The organism is Pelomonas aquatica (assembly GCF_026712205.1).
GTDB classification, from domain to species: Bacteria; Pseudomonadota; Gammaproteobacteria; order Burkholderiales; family Burkholderiaceae_C; genus Pelomonas; species Pelomonas aquatica.
The window spans coordinates 299464-324322 of the sequence record NZ_JAPPUW010000001.1; the positions used below are offsets into that span (position 1 = coordinate 299464).

The following is a 24859-nucleotide window of genomic DNA, read 5'->3' on the forward strand; positions in this document are numbered from 1 at the left end:
CGCTTGGCGGGGGCAGGGGGTGCGCCACATTCAGGCACACGTGCCTGTGAGGATCGCTAGATCCTCATAGGCATGACCACGTACTTGAAGCCGGTCGTGTCGGGGATGGTCAGCAGCGCGCTGGAGGCGCTGTCGTTGAGGTCGATGCAGACCATGTCCTGGTTCATATTGCCCAGGGCGTCCATCAGATAGGTCACGTTGAAGCCGGTCTCGATCTTGTCGCCGCCGTAGTCGATCTCGATCTCTTCCTTGGCCTCTTCCTGCTCGGCGTTGCTGGACGCGATGGACAGCAGGCCCGGCTCGAAGGTCAGGCGCACGGCCTTGAACTTCTCGCTCGTCAGGATGGCGGCGCGCTGCAGGCTGGACAGCAGCGGCGCGCGGCCGAGCGTCAGGCGGAACTTGTGGTTCTTGGGGATGACGCGGTTGTAGTCGGGGAACTTGCCCTCGACCAGCTTGGTCACGAACTCCATGCCGCTGAAGCTGAACTTGGCCTGGTTGCCGGCGAAGCGCATCTCGATGGCCTCGTCGTCCTTGCCGTCCTTCAAGAGGCGCTGCAGCTCCAGCACGGTCTTGCGCGGCAGGATGACTTCCTGCTTGGGGATGTCGGTGTCCAGCTCGGCCTGGGCCAGAGCCAGGCGGTGGCCGTCGGTGGCGACCAGCGTCAGGTTCCTGCCCTCGGCGACGAACAGGATGCCGTTGAGGTAGTAGCGGATGTCGTGCACCGCCATCGCGAAGTGGACCTGGTTGATCAGGCCCTTCAGCGCCTTCTGCGGCACGCTGAACGCGGGGCCGAAGTCGGCGGCTTCCTGCACCAGCGGGAAGTCGTCGGCCGGCAGGGTCTGCAGCGTGAAGCGGCTCTTGCCGCCCTGCAGGGTCATCTTGTTCTGGTTGCTCGTCAGGCTGACGGTCTGGTCGGCCGGCATGGAGCGCAGGATGTCGATGAGCTTACGCGCGCCGACCGTGGTCTGCAGGTTGCCGGCGTCGCCGTCGAACTGGACCGTCGTGCGCACCTGGATCTCGAGGTCGCTGGTCGTGAGCTCCACCTGGTTGCCGGTCTTGCGGATCAGCACATTGGCCAGGATCGGCAGCGTGTGGCGCCGCTCGACGATGCCGGACACCGCCTGCAGCGCGCCGAGCACCTGATCCTGGGGAGCTTTCAAAACGATCATGGGGGCCTCTTGGAGGAGAGATTTCGGTGGGGCTCACGCCCTAAACCGCGCGCGCGCGTGAAGCTGCGATTGTCGCCCGGAAAGGGTGCGCTGCCAGGCAGCAGGGCTGTTCTGAAGGCTACGGGTCAACCCGTAGCGGCGACGATCGTCACCCTTTCAGCGTCTGCTCAAGGACGTGCAGCTGCTGATTCAGCTCGGTGTTCTTCTGGCGCTCGCCGCCGATCTTGCGCACCGCGTGCAGCACGGTCGTGTGGTCGCGGCCGCCGAACAGCTCGCCGATCTCGGGCAGGCTCTTCTGCGTCAGTTCCTTGGCCAGGTACATCGCGATCTGGCGCGGCCGGGCGATGCTGGCCGGGCGCTTCTTGGAGTACATGTCGGCGACCTTGATCTTGTAGAAGTCGGCCACCGTCTTCTGGATGTTCTCCACGCCGATCTGGCGGTTCTGGATGGACAGCAGATCCTTCAGCGCCTCGCGGGCCAGTGTGATGCTGATCTCCTTGTGCGAGAACTTGGCATAGGCCAGCACCTTGCGCAGCGCGCCCTCCAGCTCGCGCACGTTGGCGCGCACGTTCTTGGCGACGAAGAAGGCCACGTCCTCGGGCATCGGCGTGCCCTCGGCGTCGGCCTTCTTGATCAGGATGGCGACGCGCATCTCCAGCTCGGGCGGCTCGATGGCGACGGTCAGGCCGGCGTCGAAGCGCGAGGTCAGGCGCTCGTCGATGTCCACCAGCCCCTTGGGGTAGGTGTCCGACGTCATGATGATGTGGGCCTTCTTGGCCAGCAGCGCCTCGAAGGCGTTGAAGAACTCTTCCTGCGTGCGGTCCTTGCCGGCGAAGAACTGCACGTCGTCGATCAGCAGCAGGTCCAGCGAGTGGTACTTGGCCTTCAGCTCGTCGAAGGTCTTGCGCTGGTAGTTCTTGACGACGTCGGAGATGAACTGCTCGGCGTGCAGATAGAGCACGCGGGCGTCCGGCCTGTCCTTCAGCAGCGCATTGCCGACCGCGTGGATCAAATGGGTCTTGCCCAGGCCGACGCCGCCGTAGATGAACAGCGGGTTGTAGGTCACGCCCGGCGCGCCGGCCACGTGCAGGGCTGCCGTGCGGGCCATCTGGTTGGCGCGGCCGGGCACCAGGGTGTCGAAGGTGAGCTGCGGGTTGATGCGGTGCCGGCTGGCGGCCGGCGCCTGCGAAGGCAGCACGACCGCCGCCGCGGCCGGCTGGACGACCGGGCGCAGCGCGGCGCTCGGCTCGGCCGGCAGCACCGACAGCTGCTGAGGCGCCGGTGCGGCCGGCACGGCGATGGGCGCCGCCGACGGCTCGCGCGCGGCCAGGGCCAGCTCCAGCCGCGTCGGGCGGCCGGCCAGCTCGGTCAGGATGGCCTCGATGCGGGCCGCGTACTGGCGGCGGATCCAGTCGCGCTTGAAGTGGTTGGGCACCTTCAGCGTCGCGACGAGGGCGCTCTCGGGCGCGCCCTCGCCGGCCAGCGTGGCCGGCGGCAGCGGGCGGATCCAGGTGTTGAACTGCTGCTCGGGCAGCTCGGTGGCCAGGCGCTCGCAGCCGCGACGCCAGAGGTCCGATGCCCAGTCCGCCGATTCCATGCCAGTTGCCAAGGGCCGCACCCTGTCCACCCCGTGTTCTTCTTCGCTCATTGTGGAAAACTTGTTCTCGAGCGGCCGGATTGTACGGAATCGGCGCGCCCGAAATGCGGGTTATCCACAGAATTTGGACGGGGGTCAATCCCTGGCAAACCCGGCTTGAGGCCGGCGACTTATTGACCGCGGCAGCGGCATCTGCTGTAATCACGGGTTTTCGCGCATTGCGACTGGCGTCAAGCCAGGATCGCCTGCGCTTTTTCGCCGGGCGCCAACCGCTGTGCCGGGCCTGCACAAACCCTCAAGAGAGGTTGTTCACCATGAAGCGTACCTACCAAGCCTCCAAGACCCGCCGCGCCCGCACCCACGGTTTCCTCGTGCGCATGAAGACGCGTGGCGGCCGTGCCGTCATCGCCGCCCGCCGCGCCAAGGGCCGCAAGCGCCTGGCCGTCTAAGCCGCGCGACGGCGCCCGAGTGCGTCGTCAGCCTCCGGGCACCCGATGATCGGCAAGCTGCAACGCCCGGTGGACTTCGAGCGCGTGCTCGGCCGCCAGAGCCGGGCGCGCAGCGCGCATTTCGCGTTGCATCATCTCTCGGCCAATCCGGCGCCCAGCGCCTGGCATGCCGCCAAGTTGCGCACAGCCCCGGCCGAGTTATCAACAGGCGACGCACAGCCTGCCCACAGCGTTGTGGAACATGACCCGCCTCGCGTGCCTTCGGTTGAAGTCGAAGGCTGCTGGGTGGGCATCGTCGTGCCCAAGCGGCATGCGAAGCGCTCGGTGACGCGCCAGCTCTTGAAGCGCCAGATTCGCGCCGCATTTGCCGAGCGCCCCGGCATGCCGCCGGGTTTGTGGGTCGTCCGCTTGCGTTCACCATTCGATCGCCAGAAATTCCCCAGCGCCGCCTCCGACGCCCTGCGCGCCGCGGCCCGCGCCGAACTGGCGCAGCTGCTGGACCGCGCGCTGAAGCCGTCCAAGCCCGGGGCACCGCAATGACGCCGAACTGGCCCGCCCGCGCGCTGATGGCCCTGGTGCGCGGCTACCGGCTGCTGCTCAGCCCCTGGCTGGGCAACGCCTGCCGCTTCGAGCCGACCTGCTCGCGCTACTCCTTGCAGGCGCTGCAACAACACGGCGCGCTGGCCGGCAGCTACCTGACCGTGCACCGCATCCTGCGCTGCAACCCGTGGTGCGACGGCGGGCACGACGCCGTGCCCGACAATCCGCCGCGGCTGTTTTCACGCCTGCTCTCCCCCTCCATGGCGCGCGCTGGCGCGTCGCCTTCCTCGTCCGAGTCTTCCCATGACTGATATTCGCCGCACCGTGCTGTGGGTGGTGTTCACGATGTCCCTCGTCCTGCTCTGGGACGGTTGGCAAAAGCACAACGGGCATCCCTCGATGTTCAGCCCCGCGCCCAAGGCCGTGTCCTCGTCGGCGCCGGCCGCGCCTGCCTCCGGCGGCGGCGTGCCGGCGGCCACCGCGACCGCGGCCGGCCAGGCGCCCGCGGTGGCGGCCAATCCGGCAGCGGCCGCGTCCGAGAAGATCACCATCCACACCGACGTGCTCAACGTCACCGTCGACACGCTGGGCGGCGACATCGTGCGCGCCGAGCTGCCGCACTACCTGACCTCGCCCGACCCGACGGTGACCGACCAGCTGCTGCAGATGGTGCATCTGCAGAAGAAGCCGGAGTTCATGCCCCAGCCCGTCGTGCTGTTCAACGAGGCCCAGCACTACCGCGCCCAGACCGGCCTGGTCGGCGGCCCGGCAGCCCTGCCCACGCACAACACGCCGATGACGGCCGTGGCCGGCGAGCGCGAGCTCAAGGCCGGCCAGGAAGAGATCAAGCTGCGCCTGGAGTCGGCCGAGGTCGGCGGCGTCAAGCTGGTCAAGACCTTCACGTTCAAGCGCGGCGCCTACACGGTGGGCGTCACGCACGAGGTCGTCAACGTCGGCAGCGCACCGGTCACGCCCCAGGTCTATCTGCAGCTGGTGCGCGACGGCAGCCACGTCACCGGCGGCGCCGCCTTCACGCCCAGCTTCACCGGCCCGGCGGTCTACAACGACAAGACCAAGTTCCAGACCCTGAAGTTCGAGGACATCGACAAGGGCAAGGTCGACATCGACAAGCAGGCCAACGACGGCTGGGTCGCGATGATCCAGCACTACTTCGCCAGCGCCTGGCTGGTCAACGAGGCCGGCAGCCGCGAGTTCTTCGTGCGCAAGCTGCCCGGCCAGGCCGGCGTGGTGGGCGACACCTATGCCAGCGGCATGGTGTTCACGCTGCCCACGCTGGCGCCCGGCGCCAGCACCACCCAGCAGGCCACGCTCTTCGCCGGCCCGCAGGAGGAGAACAAGCTCGCCGCACTGGCCCCCGGCCTGGAGCGCGTGAAGGACTACGGCAAGCTGACCATCCTGGCCGAGCCGCTGTTCTGGCTGCTGGACAAGATCCACGGCGTGCTGGGCAACTGGGGCTGGACCATCGTCGCCCTGGTCGTGCTGCTGAAGATCGCGTTGTACTGGCTCAACGCCAGCGCCTACAAGTCCATGGCCAAGATGAAGGCCGTCGCGCCGCGCATCAACGAGATGAAGGAGCGCCTGAAGGACAAGCCGCAGGAAATGCAGCAGGAGATGATGAAGATCTACCGCGAGGAGAAGGTCAACCCCATCGGCGGCTGCCTGCCCATCTTCCTGCAGATGCCCATCTTCATGGCGCTGTACTGGGTGCTGCTGTCCACCGTCGAGATGCGCCAGGCGCCCTGGGCGCTGTGGATCACCGACCTGTCGGTGCGCGACCCCTACTTCATCCTGCCGCTGCTGATGATGGCGTCCAGCCTGTTCCAGGTCTGGCTCAACCCTCCGGCCCAGGACCCGATGCAGCAGAAGATGATGTGGATCATGCCGGTGGCCTTCGGCATCATGTTCTTCGTGTTCCCGTCCGGCCTGGTGCTGTACTGGCTGACGAACAACATCCTGTCCATCGCCCAGCAGTGGCTCATCAACAAAAGGCTGGGCGTGAACTGATTCACACCCCCCGAACGAGCCCCCGCACGCGGGGGCTTTTTTGCGCCCGCGGTTTGCCGTTCAATGGCGCCGCGGGGCAGAGAACACCGGCCCGGACGGGGCTCACGAGAGCGCCCGGACCGGGCCTCCCCCGCGCCACCCCTCTCGCGAAGGGCGGCGCTTCGGCCAGGTTCAGCGCGACGCGCTCGCCAGCAGCCGGCCCTTCCTGTCCAGCAGCTCCAGCTTCACGACCTGCGACCTCACGAGCTTGGCGTTCAGGTCGGCGTCCTGCGCAAAGGCATAGACGCGCAGCTTCAGCGCGTCGTATTTGTTGACCTTGTCCTCGATCTCGCGGGCGAGGTTCTCGTCGGCCACCGGCAGGTTGCGCAGCTTCTCGGCGCCGCCGAAGCTGATCTGGTAGCTGCTGTTGTCGTTGTAGTAGAAGCGCGAATCTCCCTTCCAGAACGGCTCCTTGACCGGGAACTGCTTGCGCTCGAAGTCGTAGTGCTCGATCAGGTTGCCCTCGGCCTCCCAGATCAGATAGCGATGCTCGCCGGCGGCGGCGATCTCGGCCTTCACGCGCGGCTCCAGCACCTTCAGGATGTCCTGGCGCTTGAAGCCGTCCTGCGTGGCGCGGTAGTCCTGCGACAGCCTCTCGGCCACCTGGCCCATGTCCGCCGGCAGGCCGGACACCGCGTAGTACAGATACATCAGCTGGTTGCCCGAGTCGATGAGCTTGTAGGCCGCGGCCGGCGCGGCCGGGTCGGCCTGCGGCAGCGTGGCGACGCGCTGTGCCTCGGCGGCCTTCTTCAGCGCTTCGGGGTCGCGGGCCTCGGCCAGGCTGGGCGCGGCAGGGCTGGCGGCGGCTTCGTCCTTCTTGCCGCAGGCGGCCAGCAGGGTCAGCGCCAGCGTGGAGGCGAGCGCGAGCGCGGAAATGCGGAATGTCATCGTGAATCTCCGGAGATGTGAATGAGGCGTCAGCGGCGCAGGCGCACCAGCGCAGAGAAGCCCAGCACGAGGGCGGCGGCGACTGACAAATAAAGGCCCAGGCCGAGGCTGATGCTCTTCAGCATCGCGTCCAGCATCTGGCCGCCGATGTCCTGCATGGCACGGCCCATCGGGTTGCCCAGGCCGCCCATCTGCTTCTGCATCTCGCCGGCCGCGCTCTGAATGCCCCAGTACAGGCGCGCGGCCTGCAGCAGCATGAACAGCAGCGGCGCGGCCAGGCCGAAGCTGGCGCGGCGGTCGCGCCAGACCAGCGGCAGCAGCGGCGCCAGCGCGCAGGCCAGCGCCACCACGTTCCAGAAGCCGAAGCCGCCCTGGCCATACTGCATGGCCTCCAGCGCATTGCCGGCCGACAGCAGCTTGACCATGTCCCAGAAGCTGAAACTCACCGTCTGCGTGCCGATGATGCGCACCGAGATCCAGGCGAACGCGAACCAGCCCAGCCACAGCGCCCCCAGCGCGACGAGCGGCGCCTTGCCGAACTCGGCCAGCGCGCGGCCCAGCAGCTGCTGCCCGTGGGCCGCCACCTGGCCGGCCGCCTGCGAGGCCATTTCCTTGGCGAGCTGGGCGTCGTCCACCAGCGCCACGCCGGCCAGTTCGTCGCCGTTCAACTGCACGTCGACGCGCGCGCCCACCGTGGGCGGGCGCTCGGAGCGCCAGTGCTGTTCCAGCGTGAAGCTGAACTGCCGCCCAGCCACGCTGATGAGGCCGGGGCCGGCCTGGGTGTCACGAAGAATGCTGCCGCGCAGTGCGGCGCTCGGGGACGCAAGGGTCATGAAGCCTCCTGAAGTCGGCACCGCGCCGGCAAAGGCGGCGGTGGAGCCCGGCGGGCTCAGCCCTTGTTACGAGATGCGCGGCCGGAAAGCGCCATGGGATCAATCAGGGGCTGACCCACATCTGCACGATGCCCTTCTCGCGCCCCGACAGGGTCGTGCCGCCCGGCGGCGTGGCCTGCACGACGATCACGTAGCGCGGCGCCGCGCCGGTGCGAGGCAGGCTGTAGGCATGCATGGCGTAGTTGCCGGTGCCTGAGGTGCTGGGCACGGTGTCACCCGTGGCCGCGTTGAGGGTCATGTCGATCCCCGTACCGCCAGCGGCCAGTGCGGCGCCGACGTTGGCGGCCGAGACCGAGAACGCCGCGGCTCCGACGGGTGCCACCGTCAGCGAGCCGTCGGCGTTCACGACCACGTTGTTGTTGGCCTGCGGCATCGCGCCGGCAATGTCACCCGTCGGATTCGAGCCGGTAAAACTGCAATCCTCGCCCACGTACAGGCGCGTGCCGGCGGGGATGTCGGTCAGCCGCGCCAGAGGCGTGGCGGTGTTGGCCACCAGGGTCGCCATGCTCTTCGGGTAGGCAGGCACGGTGGCGCCTGTTGCATCCCAGCTCACGGCCGAACATTGCTGGATCAGCTGTCCATCGGCACCCGGCGCCAGCCAACTCAAGTCGGTGGCTTTGAGAATCGGCGCGCTCAACGAGACGCTGCCGGTGCCGAGGGTGATGTCGAGTTCGCCGCCCGCGAGGGCGTTACGGAAGCCAAACGAACTGAAGACCACCGCTCCTTTGGTGGCCGACACCACGGTCACGGGTCCGCTGCCCGGCACGGTCGAGGTGCCGTACAGCGCGTAGATGTCGTAGCGGCTGTAGGGGAAAATGGTGCCGGTCCCGCCAGCGCTACCGCTGCCGCTGCCGCTGCTGCTGCCGGTGCCGCTGCTACCACTGGTCGAATCGCCCCCGCCGCCACAAGCGCTCAGCACGGCTGCCATCAGCAGGGCCGCGCCCAGGGTGGAAATCATCTTCATTGCCAGTTCTCCTTGATTGCGCAATGCGCCCCGTGCGGTCGTGCCGGGGCCTCCATGCGCATTGACGAGAACGGGCGCCGAAAAGCGCCACAGGCGCCGGTCAACGGTGCTGCTGAGCCTCCTGAGCCTGGCGCAACAGGGCAAGGTGCTCGGCGTAATAGCGCTCACCGCCCGCCGCTTCCAGGGCCTGACGCAGCTGCCCCAGCTGCTCGCGTTCGCCGGCGTCCAGGCCGGCATGGCGGGCCAGCTGCCACCACGCACGCGCCTGAGCCGGCAGTTGGGCCGTCGTGGCGACAGCCAGGGTCTTGCGCCAGAGCCGCAGCGCTTCGGCCGCATCGCCGCGTGCCTGCGCCAGCTCGCCGCGGCGCAGGTTCAGCGCCATCGTCCAGACCGGCGCCTGCGCAAAGTAGCGATCGATGGACTCGGTGCCGGCAAGCCAATGCGCCGCGTCGTCGGGGTCGTTCATGGCCAGTGCGGCGGCGCTGCAGGCCTGGGCGACCAGGGCGCCGAAGTAGGGGCTCGTGGCCTGGGCCTTGCCGTCACGGTAGGGCTCGCAGCCCTTCTTCACCGTGGCGCTGTCGCCGCCGCGCAGAGCCAGGCCCAGCGCGCCGACGGCAACCTGGCCGCGGATGGCGCCGAAGCTCGCGTTGGCCGGCAATGCCGTGATGCGCTGAGCGTCCGCCAGGACGCGCCTTGCCTCCTCGCGCTGCGCACCGGCAAAGAGGACGGAAGCCAGGCCGATCTCCGCGCGCGCCAAGCCGATGGCGTCGGGCCCCTGGACCTTGCGGGTGGTGTCCACGGCGTGGCGCAATAGCGCCTCCGCCTCGCCCGGGCGCTGCAGCATGTCGGAAAAGATGGCAGCGATGCTTTCGGCAAGCGCCGCCTGCCACGACTCGATGCCGAACTGCTTGCGGTTGGCTTCGATGCCCTTGAATCCCGCTTTCCGGGCGGCGTCCAGGTCGCCGAGATAAACCCGCTGCAAGCCCAACAGCAGGTAGGTCTGCCCCAGCGTGTTGATGAACGGCAGCGACTCCTGGAGGTCGACGGCGCGCTGCAGGTGTGCGGCGTCCTCGGCCGAGGGTGGATGCAATCGGAACCCGAAACCGCCGATCTTCTCGTGCACAACCGCGAGCGTGGCCGGATCTCGTACGCCCAGCGCCTCGTAGAGCGCCAGCGCCTTGCGGCCGTTGTCGTAGCCGAGCTGGAACTGGCCGGTGGACTCCAGCGGGCCGAGCTGCGCCCGCAGCGCATCGGCATAGACAAGGCTGTGCTCGCCGCCCGTTCGCAGCGCGTCGTCGACGCGGGCTTGAGCGAGGGTCGTGCTCAGGTCGATCAGGCCCAACTGCTCGGTCAGTGGCGTCAGGTCCTGCAGCAGGCCGAAGCGCACGTCGGGCTCGCCCTTGAGCTCCGTCAGGATGCGACGAGCGCCCAGTTCCACGACCTCCCTCAATGTCATGTCGGGCTTGGTGACATTGGCGAACTTGTCCAGGCTCGGGTTGAACAAACCCTTGACGAAGTCGTACATCGCCCCTGAGCGGCGAGCCTCCTGGCGGGCCTCGCGCGCCGCCTGCAACGCCCAGCCGGTCGTGCCAAGCAGCGCGACGACGGCCAGCGTCGACATGCCGACCGCCCAGCGGTGGCGCGCCGTGAAACGACTCACGCGATAGCGCCACGATGGCGGCCGCGCCTGAACCGCCTCACCGGCGAGGTACCGCTGCAGATCGGCGGCCAGCGCATCCATGGTCGCGTAGCGGCGCCCGGGCTCCTTGGCCAACGCCTTCAGCACGATGGCATCCAGATCGCCGCGCAGCGACTTGCGCGCGGCAAGCTCGGCCGCGGCGCCGGACGGCGCCGGCGGCTGCATCTCGAGCACGGCGCGCTCCAGCGCGTGGCGGGAGCCAGGCACCGCCGCGGCGTAAGGGCTCACGCCGACAAGCAACCGGTAGGCCAGCACGCCCAGCGCGTAAACGTCGCTGGCGATGCCCAGCTCCTCGCCGCGCACCTGCTCGGGTGACGCGTATTCGGGCGTCATGGGTCGCTGGCCGACCTGGGTCAGGGCTGCTTCGCCATCCTCGGGTGCCAGGCCGCGCGCGATGCCGAAGTCCAGCAGCCGCACCTGGCCGTCGTCCTGCACCATCACGTTGGCGGGCTTGATGTCGCGGTGCAGCACCAGGCGGCTGTGCGCGTACTGCAGCGCATCGGCCACCTGCAGCAGCAGGCCCAGGCGCTCGCGCACGCTGCTCTGGCGGGCTTCGCACCAGCCGAGGATGTCGCGGCCCTGCACGCATTCCATCGCCAGCCAGGGCAGGCCCTGGCCGTCCACGCCGGCGTCGTACAGCCGCGCGATGCCGGCGTGGTACAGCCGCGCGAGCAGGTCGCGCTCACGCTTGAGCCGCTCCAGCCAGCCGGGCGCCGGGCTGTGCGGCAGCTTCAGCGCCACTTCGCGCTGGAAGTCGCCGCTGTGCGGCCGGGCCCGCCAGACGCAGGCCATGCCGCCGCGGCCCAATTCCTCGATCAGCGCCCAGGGACCGATGTGCTGGCCGGCCTGCCACTGCGGCGAGGCGGCGCCCGCGCCCTCGGTGCCGCCGGCCAGGCTGGCGGCATGGCTCAGGAAGCCGGCGCCCGCCGCGGCGGCCTCGGCCTGCAGCAGGCGGTCCAGCGTGGCGCGCCAGCGCTGCTGCTCGGGAGGCAGGGTGTCGAGGAAGTGCTGTCGTCCGGACGGCGGCAGCGACAGCAGGGCATCGAACAAGGGCTCGACAGCCGGCCAGTCGGCGGGAGAAAGGGCATGCATCGCGGAAGAGCGCTTGGGCAGCGCCGCAGACAAGGGTGAAGAGATCAGTCGTTCAGCGCATCCCACAGCAGCGCGCGGGCCTTCTGCCAGTCGCGCTGCACGGTGCGGCGGGACTGGCCCAGGGCCTCGGCGCATTCCGCCTCTTCCAGGCCGACGAAGAAGCGCAGCTCCACCAGGCGGGCCAGCCGCGGGTCCTGGCGTTCCAGGTCGGCCAGGGCGTCGTGCACCTGCAGGTATTCGTCGTCGCGGTGGGCCAGCGTGGGCAGCTCGTCCAGCGGCACATGGGTGGCGCCGCCGCCGCGCTGCCGGGCCTGGCGGGCGCGGGCGTAGTCCACGACGATGGAGCGCATCACGGTGGCGGCATAGGCCATGAAATGGCCGGGCTCCAGGCCCTGCCAGCCGCTGCTGCGGGCCAGCTTGAGCCAGCCTTCGTGCACCAGGGCGGTGGTGTCCAGCAGCGTGAGCGGGCCGCTGCGGCGCAGCCGCTGGCGGGCCAGCTGGCGCAGCTCGCGGTAGAGCTCGTCGCGCAGCGTCGGGTCCAGAGGAAGCAGCGCAGCGGCGGCCGAAGGCTCGGGCGGGGCGGAAGCGTTGGGGTTCACGGGCAGGGAACGGGCTCCGGGGCGGCGGCACAGGTTCGACAATGCCGCCATGCTGTCTCGCCATGCCGACCCCATCGCCGCAATCGCCACCGCTCCCGGGCGTGGGGCGGTCGGCATCGTGCGCGTGTCTTCACCGCAAGACCTGACACCGCTCATCTTAGCCGTCTGCGGGCGCGCGCTGCGGGCCCGCGAGGCGACCTATCTGCCGCTGCGCGACGCGGCCGGCACCGCCATCGACCAGGGCCTGGCCCTGCACTTCCCGGCGCCGCATTCCTACACCGGCGAGCATGTGCTGGAACTGCAGGCCCACGGCGGCGCCGTCGTGCTGCAGCTGCTGCTGGCGCGCGTCATCGAAGCAGGCGCCAAGGTCAGGCTGGCCGAGCCGGGCGAGTTCACGCAGCGCGCCTTCCTGAACGGCAAGCTCGACCTCGCCCAGGCCGAGGCCGTGGCCGACCTGATCGACGCGAGCACCGAGGCCGCGGCCCGCAGCGCCAGCCGCGCGCTGGGCGGGGCGCTGTCGAACGAGGTCGGCCTGCTGCGCGACCAGCTGATCCAGCTGCGCATGCTGGTCGAGGCGACGCTGGATTTTCCGGAGGAGGAGATCGACTTCCTCGAAAAGGCCGACGCCTTCGGCCGGCTCGACCGCCTGAGCGCGCAGCTGCAGGCCGTCCAGGCCCGCACGCGCCAGGGTGCGCTGCTGCGCGACGGGCTCAAGGTCGTGCTCGCCGGCCAGCCCAATGTCGGCAAGAGTTCGCTGCTCAATGCATTGGCCGGCGCCGAGCTGGCCATCGTCACGCCCATCCCGGGCACGACGCGCGACAAGGTCAGCCAGACCATCCAGATCGAGGGCGTGCCGCTGCACATCACCGACACGGCCGGCCTGCGCGACGCGACGGCCGACGAGGTCGAACGCATCGGCGTGTCGCGCTCCTGGGACGCCATCGCCGATGCCGACGTCGTGCTCTTCCTGCACGACCTCGGCCGCGTCGGCCAGCCCGACTACGAGGCCGAGGACGAGCGCATCCGCGCGCGACTCGCCGGCGTGGACGCGGCGCGCATCGTTCAGGTGTTCAACAAGACGGACCTGGGCGCCGCGCCGGCAGGCGAGATCGCGCTGAGCCTGAAGACCGGCGACGGGCTGGAGGCGCTGCGCCGGCGTCTGCTCGCGACCGCCGGCTGGCAGGCCGTGCCCGAGGGTCTGTTCATCGCCCGCGAGCGCCATGTGCAGGCGCTGGCCCGCACGGCGGAGCATCTGGCCCTGGCCCGCGCCGTCGCCGAGCAGCGCGACGCCGCGCTGGATCTGCTGGCCGAGGAACTGCGCCTGGCCCACGACGCGCTGGGCGAGATCACCGGCGCGTTCTCGGCCGACGAACTGCTGGGCGTGATCTTCGGCAGTTTCTGCATCGGGAAGTAATGGATGCAGCCCCGGCACCACCGCCAGCAGATGACCTCGCCTATGCCGGCACGGCGAAGGCCACGCGATTCCTGCCGGTGGTCTTCGCTTCGTACAAGGCGAGGTCGGCCCGCTTGAGAACGGCACTCCAGTCGGTGTCCTCCGGAAGGATGCCGGCACAGCCCACGCTGATGGTGATGCGGATGGCGCCGGAATCCAAATTCAGGGGCGATGCTTCCACGGCATGACGGAGTCGTTCGGCCAGCATGCCGATATGCCCGCTCGGAACGAGTATCAGGAACTCTTCACCGCCGAGCCGGAAGCGGATGTCGTAGCCGCGCAGCTCGTCCGCGACGACGCGGGTGACATGGATCAAGGCCTGGTCACCGGTCGCATGACCGTAGGTGTCATTGATGGACTTGAACTTGTCGATGTCGAAGGTGATGAGGTGGAATCCGCTTCCCGTTCGTTTGGCGCGAGCAAATTCACGAAGAAGGACCGGCGCCAGCGAGCGCCGGTTGAACCAGCCCGTCATCGGGTCCACCTCGGCCGACTTGCGCAGCTCGGCCTCCTTCTTGCCCATGACCATCAAGGCGCAGGCCGTTGTACCGGGCAACACGAGCGTCAACAAGCCAAGCCGGCCGGCAAGCTGCACGAGATCGTTGCCGAGTACCTGTAGCGGGGTCTCGTGACCGGTTGTCAGACGCACGAGAAGAAACGCGTACAACACGAAGCTCGTCGTGAACGTGAGCTGCAGAAGCGCGGCAGGCGAGCGCCACATGAACCCAGGTGAACGCGCGATGAGAACGGCAGCTGCCAGGTCGACTGCGGTCAAGATACCCGCAATAACCGGCCATCGAACCGCGACGTCGGTCAGCAGGTTGGGCACGAAATGGGCGCCGAACACCAGCAGCCACAGCCATATTCCCGAACGTCTCAACGACGTCTGGCCGATGTGCTCGCGATAGCCCTGCAGCAGGGAAAAGTGTCCCAAGACGGCACCGGCGTTCGCGATCCCGATCAGCAGCTGCATGACGGGAAAAAACTTGAAGGCCGCGCCCGCGGTCACCACGCCATTACAAAAGAAGAAAAAACCCGCTGCAGCCCAGTCGAGCAGGCTTCGTTCCTGGCGGCTCACCAAATAGAGCAGCCCGAATGTGGCCGCCATCCATGCCGAACACACGCAGATGACAACAAGCAGTGTCTGAGTTTGCATTCTCTTGTTGGGGCCTCTCCGGCTTGCCCAAGCTCCTCCGATTCAGGACGTTAGCTGGTCGCAATCCAGTCGTCGCGCATGGGGGGCCGTCAATGCGCCCCTCGCACACGATCTTCTCTGGTCAAGCCTTCTTCCGCAATCCGGGGAAGGCGCCACGCCGATGCAGCCGCGACGGGATGACGAGCTGCTGGGCGTGATCTTCAGCATCGGCAAATAGGCCGCCCGCACAATGCGGGCCATGTCCGATGAGATCGTCCTGACCGCCGAAGAGCGGCGCTTCTTCTGGTTCTTTCCGCCGGCGCCGGGCGGCGTGCTGCCGCCCGAGCATGTGCAGCAGTCCCTGCTCGCCAAGGGGCTGGTGGCCAAGGGCAGCGATGGCCGCTGCTGGATGACGGTGCTGGGCGACCAGGTGCGCCTGGGCGCGCATCCGAGCCGGACCGAGGGCTGAGTTCCGCCCCTGTCGTCCGATCGGCGTCCTTATGCGTTCTTGATGCGCCGGGCATCAGGCTGAACACCAGCTTGATACCCGGCTGCCTGGGAGGACGACGCATGAAACGCCTTCAACACCTCAGCTTCACGGCCGACCCCGCGCCCCGCCAGGCCTTGCCGCAGGCGCGGTCGGCCGCCGTCGGCAGCCCGCAGCCGCGCGACGAGATGTGGCGCTCGCGCCGCGTGCTGTCGGGCTCCGACTGGATGGGCGCCTGGGTGCAGAAGCCCGGTCGACGCTGATCAGGCGTCGTTGAAGAGCGGCTCGGGCAGGTAGAGCCCGGGCTCGACCGCGATGCCGAACAGGCTGCCGGACAGCGGCATGGCCATCAGCTCGGCGCTGCTGAGTTCCTGGCGGGCCGTCGTGACGAGCAGCTGGCCGCCCGCCGGGCCGCCCAGCGCCGGGCAGCTGACGTTGCGGACCGGCACCGCATAGCGGCCCAGCAGGCGGCCGTCCGGCGCGTAGCGGGCCACCGCGGCGTTGCCCCATTCGGCATTCCACAGGCAGCCCCTGGCATCGATGGTGGAGCCGTCCGGCCAGCAGTCGTCGATCTCCTTCTTCGCGAACAGGCGCGGCTCGCTGACGCCGGCCGTGTCGGCGTCGTAGTCGCAGACCATGATGCGGCGGCTCAGCGTGTCGCAGTAGTGCATGCGGCGGCCGTCGAGGCTGAAGCAGATGCTGTTGGCGATGGCGACGCCGTCCAGGGCCAGGCGACGCAGGCCGTGGGCCTGGGAGTATTGGTAGAAGCCGCCAATCGTCTGGCGCGGGCGGGCCTCGTCCAGCGTGCCGAAGACGAGGTTGCCGCTGCGGTCGCAGCGGCCGTCGTTGACGCGGGTCGTCGGCAGGCCGGCCTCGACGGGCACGAGTTCCTGCGGCGCGGCCTCGAACTCGCCGCAGGCCTGCAGGTCGGGCAGCGCGAGGCGGGCCAGGCGCTTGGCCATGCCCAGCAGCAGCGCGCCGGAGCGGGCGTGCACGAAGCAGCCGACCCGCTCGGGCAGGCGCAGCACCAGCGTGGCGGCGGCGCCGGGCGTCCAGGCGTGGATGCAGCCGCCTTCGATGTCGGTCCACCACCAGCGGCCACTGGGCGCATGCCACTGGAGGCCCTCGCCGAGGATGGCGGACTGGGTCAGTGCGGGCCTCAGGGTCGGGGCGGCGGTCTCGGCGGTCATGGCGGGGTTTCCAGGCTGGCACGGGCCTGCTTGCGGGCGATGGCCGCCGCGTGGCGGCGGCGCTCGTCGGGCGTGAAGGGGCGCAGCGGCGCCACCGGCACGGGCTTGTTGTCGTCGCCCACGGCCACCATCGTGAAGTAGCAGCTGTTGACGTGGCGCGTCTCCTGCGTGCGGATGTTCTCCGCCACGACCTTGATGCCGACTTCCATCGACGAGGTGCCGGTGTGGTTGATGCTGGCCAGGAAGCTGACCAGCTCGCCGACATGGATCGGTTGGCGGAAGATGACGCGGTCCACCGACAGCGTGACGACATAGCGCCCGGCATAGCGGCTGGCGCAGGCGTAGGCGACCTGGTCGAGCAGCTTGAGGATGTTGCCGCCGTGGACGTTGCCGGCGAAGTTGGCGGTGTCGGGCGTCATCAGCACCGTCATCGTCAGTTGGTGGGCGGGCAGGTCCATGTGTCGCTCCTAGCTGAAGCGATGGATTGTCGTGCTGCGCCACACCTCGCCGGGCCGCAGCAGCGTCGATGGCCAGTCCGGGCCGGCTTCGTGATGCGGCGAATCGGGGTTGTGCTGGGTCTCCAGGCACAGGCCGTCGCCCTGGCGGTAGATGCGCCCGCCGGGCCCGGCCAGGCTGCCGTCGAGGAAGTTGCCCGAATAGAACTGCAGCGCCGGCTCGCTGGTCAGGATGTCCATGCGCCGGCCCGAATGCGGATCCTCCAGCGTCGCGGCCGGGCGCAGGCCGTCGGCGTCGAGCGCGCCGTCGAGCAGCCAGTTGTGGTCATAGCCCCGGGCGCGCAGCAGCTGCGGGTGGCCCTGGCGGATGCGGGCGGCGATGGGCGTGGCGCGGCGGAAATCGAAGGGCGTGCCGTCGACGGCAGCATGGCGCAGCGGGATCAGCTGCTCGTCGACCTCGCTGTAGCGCGAGGCCTGGATCGTCAGGCGGTGACGCAGCACCGAGCCCTGGCCGGCGAGGTTGAAGTAGTCGTGGTGGGTCAGGTTGACGACGGTGGCGCGGTCGGTGGCGGCCTCGTAGGCGATGCGCCAGCTGTTGTCCGTCGCGCTCAGCGAATAGCGCACGGCGACCCTCAGCTCGCCGGGGAAGCCCTGCTCGCCATGCGGGCTGGTGTAGCGCAGCAGCAGGGCCTCGGCCTCGCCGGCGCGGGGTGCGTCGGGCTCGGCCTGCCAGAGCCGGTGGCCGAAGCCCTCGGCGCCGCCATGCAGGCAGTTGGGGCCGTCGTTGCGGCTCAGCGCATGGGTCTCGCCATCCAGCACGAAGCTCGCGCCGGCGATGCGGTTGCCGTAGCGGCCGACGATGATGCCGAAGGACGGGTTGCGGTGGACATAGTGGTCGAGCGCGTCGAAACCCAGCACGACGTTGCCGCTGCGGCCCTGCGCATCCGGCGCCCACAGCCCGGTGACGATGCCGCCCAGCGTAATCGCCGTCAGCTTCAGGCCGCGGCCGTTGTCGAGCGTGTACTCGTGCACTGCCCGGCCGTCGGGCAGCAGGCCGTAATCGCGGCGCTCCATCGTCATGCCCAACCGCCATCGACGACAAAGTCCTGGCCGGTGCACATCGCGCTGTCGTCGGCGGCGAGGAACAGGGCCATGCGGGCGATGTGCTCGGGCATCAGCGGCTGGGCGATGCACTGGCCCTTGGCGATCTCGCGCTTGGTCTCTTCGGTGACCCAGAGCTTGAGCTGCTTCTCGGTCATGACCCAGCCCGGCACCAGCGTGTTGACGCGGATGCCATGCGGGCCGAGGTCGCGCGCCAGGCCGCGCGTCAGGCCTTGCACGGCGGCCTTGCTGCTGGTGTAGGCCGGCATGCCGCCCTGCTTGAGCATCCAGGAGATCGACCCGAAATTGACGATGCTGCCGCCGCCGAGCGCCTTCATGTCCGGCAGCACGGCCTGGGCGGCGAAGAACTGGTGCCTGATGTTGACGGCCACGCTCGCATCCCAGAACTCGGGCGTCGTGTCCTCGACGGCATGGCGTTTGTCGTTGGCCGCGTTGTTCAGCAGCACGGTGAAGGGGTCGGTGCGCTCGCGCAGCGCGGTGATGGCGGCGCGCAGGGACTCGACGTCAGAGAGATCCGCCGCGATGAACTGCGGCGCATGGCGAGAGGCGGCCGCCAGGCCCAGCGCGAGCGCATGGCCCTCGTCGGCCGCCAGGTCGATGAAGCCGACCTTGGCGCCCTGACCGGCGAAGGCCTCGACCAGCGTGGCCCCGATGCCGGTGGCCCCGCCGGTGATCAGGACGGCCCGGTCCTGCAGGCTGGGGTAGCGGGCGAATGCACTCATGAACTGGTCTCCGACAAAGCGCTGCGCGGGCGGCATGGGCCCGGCTTGGTTCTCATTATTAGTCATACTTTTTTTGATTGGAAGCGCTTGATTTTCGGGTTAACCCCGATGATCTTCTATAAATAGTCATACTTTAATAGCAACATGCCGGCGACGACAGCTGGCCCGCGCGCCTCTTGCCTCCTGCCGGCGCCTGACCCAACTTCCCCGAGACAAGGCACCGCAATGAGCGCCTCCGCCACCCGCCCTGGACGACCGTATCGCGGCGTCTTCCCCGTCGTCCCGACCATCTTCAACGCCGACGGCAGCCTGGACCTGCCGGGCCAGCTGCGCTGCGTCGACTTCATGATCGACGCCGGCTCCACGGGCCTGTGCATCCTCGCCAACTTCTCCGAGCAGTTCGTGCTGTCCGACGCCGAGCGCGAGACGCTGACGCGCGCCATCCTCGAGCACGTGGCCGGCCGCGTGCCCGTCATCGTCACGACGACGCACTACGCGACGCAGATCTGCATCGAGCGCAGCCAGTTGGCCCAGGCGCTGGGCGCCGCCATGGTCATGGTCATGCCGCCCTACCACGGCGCCACCTTCCGCGTGTCGGAAGGCCAGATCGAGAGCTTCTACCAGCGCCTGTCCGATGCGATCGCCATCCCGATCCTGATCCAGGACGCCCCGGTGGCCGGCACGCCGCTGTCGGTGCCGCTGCTGGCGCGCATGGCCGGCAACATCGCCCACGTGAAGTACTTCAAGCTGGAGATGCCGCAGGCCGCCAGCAAGATGCGCGAGCTGATCCGCGTCGGCGGCGCCGCCATCGAAGGCCCCTGGGACGGCGAGGAGGCCATCACGCTGCTGGCCGACCTCGACGCCGGCGCCACCGGCGCGATGACGGGCGGCGGCTTCCCGGACGGCATCCGCAAGATCTTCGACGCCTTCCATGCGGGCGACCGCGAGGAGGCCGTGCTGCAGTACGGCCGCTGGCTGCCGCTGATCAACTACGAGAACCGCCAGGGCGGCATCCTGACCGCCAAGGCGCTGATGAAGGCGGGCGGCGTGATCCAGTGCGACGCGCCGCGCCACCCCTTCCCCGAGATGACGCCCGAGGTGCGCGCCGGCCTGCTCGATGCGGCCAGGCGCCTCGACCCCCTGGTCCTGCGCTGGGGCAGGTGATGCGCGCGCTGTTGGCGCTGGTGGCGGTGCTGGCGCTCGCGCTGGCCGCGCAGGTGTCGGCCGTCGAACCGGCGGGCGCGCCCGGCGCCCACGACCCGACGCTGCTCATCCAGGGCGGGCGCTGGTTCGTCTTCACGACGGGCCGCGGCCTGCAGCGCCTGGAGTCGACGGACGCCGGCAGGACCTGGCACCGCCTCGCCCCGGTGTTCAGCGAAGCACCCGCATGGTGGGCGGACGCGGTCCCCGAGCACCGGGGGCTGGATGCCTGGGCGCCCAAGCTCTTCGAGCACCGTGGCCGCACGTGGCTGCTGTACTCGATCTCGACCTTCGGCAGGAACCGCTCGGCCATCGGCCTGGCCAGCAGCGACGGCCCCGGCGGCGAATGGCGCGACGAAGGCCTCGTCGTGCAGAGCCGGCCCGGGGACGACTTCAACGCGATCGACCCCGACCTCTTCGCCGACGCCGACGGCCGGCTGTGGATGAGCTATGGCTCCTTCTGGGGCGGCATCCGCCTGACCGAGCTGGACGGCACGACGCTGCGGCCCATCGGCGAGACGCGCTTCATCGCGCGGCGCCAGGCCGGCATCGAGGCGCCCACCCTCATGCGCCACGGCGGCTGGGTCTATCTGTTCGCCTCCTTCGACCTGTGCTGCAAGGGCGTGGAGAGCAACTACAACATCCGCGTGGGCCGCGCCCGCAGCGTGGCGGGCCCCTTCCTCGCGAAGGACGGCCAGCCCATGATGGAGGGCGGCGCCACGCCGCTGCTGGGGTCCGGTGCGCGCTGGAAGGGGCCGGGGCACCAGGACGTCGTCGGCGACTGGATCGTCCACCACGCCTACGACGCCCAAAACCAGGGCAAGCCGCGCCTGCGCATCAAGCGCCTGGGCTGGTCCGAAGACGGCTGGCCCGTGATCCCCCAGGAAGAATGAACCGGAGACGCCCGTGGCTGGCCTGAAGCTGGAGAACGTCTGCAAGCGCTACGGTGCGGTGCAGGTCATCGAGAACCTGTCGCTGGACGTGGCGCAGGGTGAATTCGTCGTCTTCCTCGGCCCCTCGGGCTGCGGCAAGACCAGCCTGCTGCGCATGGTGGCCGGCCTGGAGGCCGTCAGCGGCGGCCGCATCCTCATCGGCGGGCGCGACGTGACGCAGGCCGCGCCCGGGCTGCGCAACCTGGCCATGGTGTTCCAGCACTACGCGCTGTACCCGCACATGAGCGTGCGCGACAACCTCGCCTTCGGGCTGAGGAACGTCGGCATCCCGGCCGACGAGATCGCCCGGCGCATCCAGGAGTCCGCCCGCATGCTGGAGCTGGACGCGCTGCTGGAGCGCAAGCCGGGCCAGCTGTCCGGCGGCCAGCGCCAGCGCGTGGCGATCGGCCGCGCGGTGGTGAAGGAGCCGGGCATCTTCCTGTTCGACGAGCCGCTGTCCAACCTCGACGCGGCGCTGCGCGGGCGCACACGGCTGGAGCTGGCCCAGCTGCACCAGCGCCTGGGCGCGACGATGGTCTTCGTCACCCACGACCAGATCGAGGCGATGACGCTGGCGACGCGCATCGTCGTCATGAAGGGCGGGGCCATCGAGCAGGTGGCGACGCCGGCGGAGCTGTACCGGCGGCCGGCCACGCGCTTCGTCGCCGGGTTCATCGGCACGCCGGGGATGGGCTTCGTGCCGGTGGAGCGGGCGGCGGATGCAGACGGGTTTGCCGTCGTGACGGTGCCGGGTGGGCAGGCGGTGGTGACGCGTGTCGCCGTTGCGGGTTTGCCTTCGACGGGGCTGAGCCTGGGGGCGCGGCCGGAGAACCTGCGGATTGCGGAGCAGGGGCCGCTGCGGGGGCGCGTCGAGCTGGTCGAGTTCCTGGGGGAGCGGACGCTGGCGCATCTGAAGCTCGACGGCGGGAGTTCGTTGATCATCACGGTGCATGGGATGGCGCCCAGCATGGGGTCGCACGTGGCGGTCAGCGTGGATGTGGCTGAGGCGCATCTGTTTGACGAAGCTGGTTGTGCGCACCATGCGCAGGAGGCTTTGTCGTGAGTGGCGGGTCGTTGGCCAGAACTCCCGGCATGGGCCTCGGCACAAACCCAAAGCCGGAGCAGCCAACATGAGCGCCGCCCACACCGTCGGCCTGCGCGCCTCGCGCCCCGCCCACGCCTTCTTCGTCCTCCCCTTCGTCGCCGTCTACGCCCTGCTGCTGCTGTGGCCCCTCGTCAACGGCGTCTGGATCAGCCTGCACGACCACGACCTGCTGTCCAACGACAGCCTGTGGGTGGGCCTGGCCAACTACCGCGAGCTGCTCGATGACGAGGTCTTCCACCAGGTGGTCTGGAACACCCTGCGCTTCGTCGCCATCAGCACGCCCATCTTCGTCGTGCTGTCGCTGATGTTGGCGTTAACACTCAACCGCCCCGGCAGGCTGGCCACGCTGCTGCGCGCCACCTTCTTCTGCGCCTCGGTGTTCTCCGTCACGCTGATCACGCTGGTCTGGAAGCTCGCGCTGATGCCCGAGCGCGGCCTCATCGCCCAGGCCTTCGCCGCGCTCGGCATCCCCGAGCTGCCGCTGCTGACCAGCGACCACCTCGCGCTGCTCACCATCGCGCTGGTCACCGTCTGGTGGATCATCGGCCTGCCGATGATCCTCTTCCTGTCGGCGCTGCAGCAGATCCCCTCGGACATCTACGAGGCCGCCGCGCTGGACAACACGCCGCGCTGGCGGGTGCTGACCCACATCACGCTGCCGAGCCTGAAGCGCGCCATCGTGCTGGTCGCGCTGATCGAGGTCATCCGCCAGTTCCAGGTTTTCCCCCAGATCATGCTGATGACCAACGGCGGGCCCAACAACACGACCCGCTCCATCGTGCAGTTCATCTACGAGCAGGCCTTCATGCAGCTCTCGCTCGGCTACGCCACGGCCGCCTCGCAGGTGCTGCTGGCCATCATGCTGGTGGGCGTTTCCGCGCAGCTCTGGCTGGAGCGCGACAAGGAGGCCAAGCGATGAATCCCTTGCTTCGCCGCGGCTGGTTCGACCGCTTCGTCATGGCCGTGCTGACGCTGCTGGCGCTGGCCTGGACCGCGCCGCTGCTGTGGGTGCTGGCCCTGTCGTTCAAGCCCAACGAGTTCCTGCTGCGCCACACCGACGTTTTCCTCGCGCCGCCCTACACGCTGGCCAACTACCTCGACATCCTGCAGACCTCGCAGGTCTTCCGCTGGCTGGGCAACAGCGCGGCGGTGGCCCTGCTGCAGACGGCGGGCGTGCTGCTGCTGTCGTCGCTGGCCGGCTATGGCTTCGCGCGCTGCGAGTTCCCCGGCCGGCGCCTGCTGTTCGCCATCGTCATGTTCGGCCTGGCCGTGCCGGCGCAATCGGTCTTCATCCCGCTGCACCGGCTGTTCTCGGACTGGAACCTGCAGAACACGCTGGCGGGCCTGGCGCTGCCGGGCCTGGCCGCGCCTTTCGGGGTCTACCTGATGACGCAGTATTTCAAGGCCATCCCGGCGGAGCTGGAAGAGGCCGCGCTGCTGGACAACGCCTCGCGCTTCAAGACCTTCTTCAGCATCGTGCTGCCGCTGAGCCTGCCGGCCCAGGCCACGCTGGGCATCTTCACCTTCCTGGCCTGCTGGAACGACTACCTGTGGCCGCTGGTCATCGCGACCCAGCCCGAGATGTACACGCTGACGCGCGGCCTCGCGTCCACGCAGACCAACTTCGCGCAGTCGGAAGGTTTGGGCTTCCTGATGGCCCAGGCCGTGTTCGCCGGCCTGCCGGCGCTGACGCTCTACCTCTTCTTCCAGCGCCATCTGGTCACGGCCGTGGCAGGGACCGGCAAGTCATGAAGCACCTGGCATCTCTCCTGTGCACGACCCTGCTCGCGGCCTGCAGCGCCAGCGGCAGCGACCCGGGCAAGACCGAGATCACGCTGATGCGCTTCTTCGGCAGCTGCGAAGCGCAGTACGGCCAGGTCAGGAAGGCCAGCGAAGGCGTCGGCGAATGCGGCATCGTCACGGCCCTGGTCAACGAGTTCAACGCGACCAACACCGACGGCATCGTCGTGAAGACGCAGATCGGCGAGTGGGGGCCCTACTACGACCAGCTCACCGCGCGGCTCGTCGCCAAGGACATCCCGACCGTCGCCGTCATGCACGAGTCGGCCCTGGGCGACTATGTGCGCCGCAAGCTCGTGCTGCCGCTGGACGAGGACTTCGCCCGCATCGGCGTCGACCAGTCCGACTTCACCGAGCAGGCCGTGCGCGGCACGGCCTTCAACGGCCGGACCTATGCGCTGCCCTTCGACACCTGGGCCTGGCTCTGGCACATCAACACCCGGCTGATGAAGCAGGCCGGCCTGCTCCAGGCCGACGGCAGGCCCGTGCTGCCGCGCTCCCCCGAGGAACTGCTGGCCCAGGCGCGGCAATTCAGGCAGCGCACCGGCAAGCCCTACTTCGCCTGGGCCGTGGCCAACGAGACGGCCGCCAACGACCGCACCTTCCTGACGCTGGTGGCCCAGCAGGACGCCCAGCTGTTCGCGCCTGACGGCAAGACCATCCACATGCAGCAGCCGGCCGTCGCCAACGCGCTGACGCTGATGCAGGCGCTCTACGCCGAGGGCGGGGTCAAGCCCAACCTCGACTACGCCGCGGCTAACCAGGCCTTCCTGAACGGCGAGGCCGGCGTCGTCGTCGTCGGCACCTGGACCATCGACCAGTTCCTGCGCGAATCCCGCAAGGACGACTCGCCGCTGAAGGGCGGCTACGCGGTCGTGCCCTTCCCGCAGCTCTACGCGAGGCCGGCCGTCTTCGCCGACGGCCACTCGTGGGCGCTGTTCAAGGGCGGCACGACCGACGCCAAGGGCCATGAGGCGGCGCTGAAGTTCCTCAAGTTCATCTGGGACCACGGCGCCGAGTGGTCGCGCACCGGCCATCTGCCGGTGCGCCGCTCGGTCGCCGACAGCGCGGCCTTCCGCGCGCTGCCGCTGCGCGAGCCGCTGGCCGAGATCACGCGCACCGGCATCGGCATGCCGGGCAATGTGCCGACGCAGCGCGCCATCGAATTGGCTGTAGGCGAGGACGTGGCCAACCTGATGCTGTCTTCCAAGCCGGTGGCCGAGGTGCAGGCCAGCGTCGAAAAGCGCGTCAACACCGCGTTGAAGAAGGCGCGGCGATGAAGAACAACAAAGGCATCGTCACGA

The 24859-nt window shown here is 69.1% G+C and carries 25 protein-coding genes; 13 read left to right on the forward strand and 12 right to left on the reverse strand.

Translation table 11 applies throughout. The annotated features are described in order from the left end of the window. Positions 1-56: 56 nt before the first annotated feature. Entirely contained in the window at positions 57-1169 is a 1113-nt protein-coding gene (gene dnaN, locus NYP07_RS01450) for a DNA polymerase III subunit beta (protein WP_268146615.1), read from the reverse strand. 148 nt (positions 1170-1317) lie between these two features. Continuing rightward, positions 1318-2766 (reverse strand): chromosomal replication initiator protein DnaA, encoded by a 1449-nt coding sequence (gene dnaA / locus NYP07_RS01455; protein WP_268146617.1) that lies wholly within the window; start codon positions 2764-2766, stop codon positions 1318-1320. Positions 2767-3080: 314 nt separating this feature from the next. On the opposite strand from dnaA, the gene rpmH reads away from it, so the two are divergent. Genes rpmH through yidC form a run of 4 tightly spaced genes read left to right on the forward strand, consistent with a single transcriptional unit; the run spans position 3081 to position 5780 of the window. Further along, entirely contained in the window at positions 3081-3215 is a 135-nt protein-coding gene (gene rpmH / locus NYP07_RS01460) for a 50S ribosomal protein L34 (protein WP_054021782.1), read from the forward strand. 45 nt (positions 3216-3260) lie between these two features. Then, the gene (locus NYP07_RS01465) at positions 3261-3755 is read left to right on the forward strand and encodes a ribonuclease P protein component (protein ID WP_268146626.1); all 495 of its coding nucleotides are present in this window, start codon (positions 3261-3263) and stop codon (positions 3753-3755) included. Continuing rightward, a complete protein-coding gene (gene yidD, locus NYP07_RS01470) occupies positions 3752-4066 on the forward strand; it encodes a membrane protein insertion efficiency factor YidD (RefSeq protein ID WP_268146629.1) in 315 nt (104 codons plus the stop codon). The genes NYP07_RS01465 and yidD overlap by 4 nt, the downstream gene beginning before the upstream one ends. Beyond that, on the forward strand, positions 4059-5780 hold the full coding sequence (gene yidC / locus NYP07_RS01475; protein WP_268146631.1) for a membrane protein insertase YidC: 1722 nt from the start codon (positions 4059-4061) through the stop codon (positions 5778-5780). The genes yidD and yidC overlap by 8 nt, the downstream gene beginning before the upstream one ends. A 171-nt stretch (positions 5781-5951) precedes the next feature. Here the strand turns inward: yidC and NYP07_RS01480 are convergent, their stop codons facing one another. The 5 genes from NYP07_RS01480 to NYP07_RS01500 form a co-directional block, all read right to left on the reverse strand. Further along, entirely contained in the window at positions 5952-6707 is a 756-nt protein-coding gene (locus NYP07_RS01480; RefSeq protein WP_268146632.1) for a hypothetical protein, read from the reverse strand. Between the two features lie 29 nt (positions 6708-6736). Next, positions 6737-7540, reverse strand: coding sequence for a hypothetical protein (locus NYP07_RS01485; protein ID WP_268146634.1), 804 nt, complete (start codon positions 7538-7540; stop codon positions 6737-6739). A gap of 103 nt (positions 7541-7643) precedes the next feature. Further along, positions 7644-8564 (reverse strand): hypothetical protein, encoded by a 921-nt coding sequence (locus NYP07_RS01490; protein WP_268146636.1) that lies wholly within the window; start codon positions 8562-8564, stop codon positions 7644-7646. A gap of 100 nt (positions 8565-8664) precedes the next feature. Next, positions 8665-11355, reverse strand: a complete 2691-nt coding sequence (locus tag NYP07_RS01495) for a serine/threonine-protein kinase (RefSeq protein WP_268146638.1) — start codon at positions 11353-11355, stop codon at positions 8665-8667. 44 nt (positions 11356-11399) lie between these two features. After that, positions 11400-11954, reverse strand: coding sequence for an ECF-type sigma factor (locus tag NYP07_RS01500; protein WP_268146640.1), 555 nt, complete (start codon positions 11952-11954; stop codon positions 11400-11402). Between the two features lie 49 nt (positions 11955-12003). Here NYP07_RS01500 and mnmE point away from each other — a divergent pair, with 49 nt between their 5' ends. Further along, a complete protein-coding gene (mnmE, locus tag NYP07_RS01505) occupies positions 12004-13368 on the forward strand; it encodes a tRNA uridine-5-carboxymethylaminomethyl(34) synthesis GTPase MnmE (protein WP_268146642.1) in 1365 nt (454 codons plus the stop codon). A gap of 40 nt (positions 13369-13408) precedes the next feature. On the opposite strand, the gene NYP07_RS01510 is transcribed toward mnmE, so the two are convergent. Further along, positions 13409-14563: a GGDEF domain-containing protein gene (locus tag NYP07_RS01510; RefSeq protein WP_268146644.1), complete on the reverse strand. Its 1155-nt coding sequence runs from the start codon at positions 14561-14563 to the stop codon at positions 13409-13411. 238 nt (positions 14564-14801) lie between these two features. Here NYP07_RS01510 and NYP07_RS01515 point away from each other — a divergent pair, with 238 nt between their 5' ends. Next, the gene (locus NYP07_RS01515; RefSeq protein WP_268146646.1) at positions 14802-15011 is read left to right on the forward strand and encodes a PWWP domain-containing protein; all 210 of its coding nucleotides are present in this window, start codon (positions 14802-14804) and stop codon (positions 15009-15011) included. Between the two features lie 101 nt (positions 15012-15112). After that, complete coding sequence (locus NYP07_RS01520; protein ID WP_268146648.1) at positions 15113-15292, forward strand: hypothetical protein; 180 nt, start codon at positions 15113-15115, stop codon at positions 15290-15292. Here the strand turns inward: NYP07_RS01520 and NYP07_RS01525 are convergent, their stop codons facing one another. Genes NYP07_RS01525 through NYP07_RS01540 form a run of 4 tightly spaced genes read right to left on the reverse strand, consistent with a single transcriptional unit; the run spans position 15293 to position 18518 of the window. Further along, positions 15293-16219: an SMP-30/gluconolactonase/LRE family protein gene (locus NYP07_RS01525; RefSeq protein ID WP_268146650.1), complete on the reverse strand. Its 927-nt coding sequence runs from the start codon at positions 16217-16219 to the stop codon at positions 15293-15295. It lies immediately after the preceding gene. Next, on the reverse strand, positions 16216-16677 hold the full coding sequence (locus NYP07_RS01530; protein WP_132575803.1) for an acyl-CoA thioesterase: 462 nt from the start codon (positions 16675-16677) through the stop codon (positions 16216-16218). Before NYP07_RS01530 ends, NYP07_RS01525 begins: the two co-directional genes overlap by 4 nt. A 9-nt stretch (positions 16678-16686) precedes the next feature. Next, complete coding sequence (locus NYP07_RS01535) at positions 16687-17754, reverse strand: aldose epimerase family protein (protein ID WP_268146653.1); 1068 nt, start codon at positions 17752-17754, stop codon at positions 16687-16689. Then, complete coding sequence (locus tag NYP07_RS01540; RefSeq protein ID WP_268146655.1) at positions 17751-18518, reverse strand: SDR family NAD(P)-dependent oxidoreductase; 768 nt, start codon at positions 18516-18518, stop codon at positions 17751-17753. The genes NYP07_RS01535 and NYP07_RS01540 overlap by 4 nt, the downstream gene beginning before the upstream one ends. A 225-nt stretch (positions 18519-18743) precedes the next feature. On the opposite strand from NYP07_RS01540, the gene NYP07_RS01545 reads away from it, so the two are divergent. From NYP07_RS01545 to NYP07_RS01570, 6 genes are all read left to right on the forward strand, one after another. Beyond that, positions 18744-19682: a dihydrodipicolinate synthase family protein gene (locus NYP07_RS01545; RefSeq protein WP_268146657.1), complete on the forward strand. Its 939-nt coding sequence runs from the start codon at positions 18744-18746 to the stop codon at positions 19680-19682. Then, positions 19682-20611: an arabinan endo-1,5-alpha-L-arabinosidase gene (locus NYP07_RS01550; RefSeq protein ID WP_268146659.1), complete on the forward strand. Its 930-nt coding sequence runs from the start codon at positions 19682-19684 to the stop codon at positions 20609-20611. The genes NYP07_RS01545 and NYP07_RS01550 overlap by 1 nt, the downstream gene beginning before the upstream one ends. Positions 20612-20624: 13 nt before the next feature. Continuing rightward, entirely contained in the window at positions 20625-21713 is a 1089-nt protein-coding gene (locus tag NYP07_RS01555; protein ID WP_268146661.1) for an ABC transporter ATP-binding protein, read from the forward strand. Between the two features lie 67 nt (positions 21714-21780). Beyond that, the gene (locus NYP07_RS01560; protein WP_268146663.1) at positions 21781-22674 is read left to right on the forward strand and encodes a carbohydrate ABC transporter permease; all 894 of its coding nucleotides are present in this window, start codon (positions 21781-21783) and stop codon (positions 22672-22674) included. Further along, positions 22671-23507, forward strand: a complete 837-nt coding sequence (locus tag NYP07_RS01565; protein WP_268146665.1) for a carbohydrate ABC transporter permease — start codon at positions 22671-22673, stop codon at positions 23505-23507. Before NYP07_RS01560 ends, NYP07_RS01565 begins: the two co-directional genes overlap by 4 nt. Continuing rightward, a complete protein-coding gene (locus NYP07_RS01570; protein ID WP_268146667.1) occupies positions 23504-24835 on the forward strand; it encodes an extracellular solute-binding protein in 1332 nt (443 codons plus the stop codon). Before NYP07_RS01565 ends, NYP07_RS01570 begins: the two co-directional genes overlap by 4 nt. Positions 24836-24859: the final 24 nt, after the last annotated feature.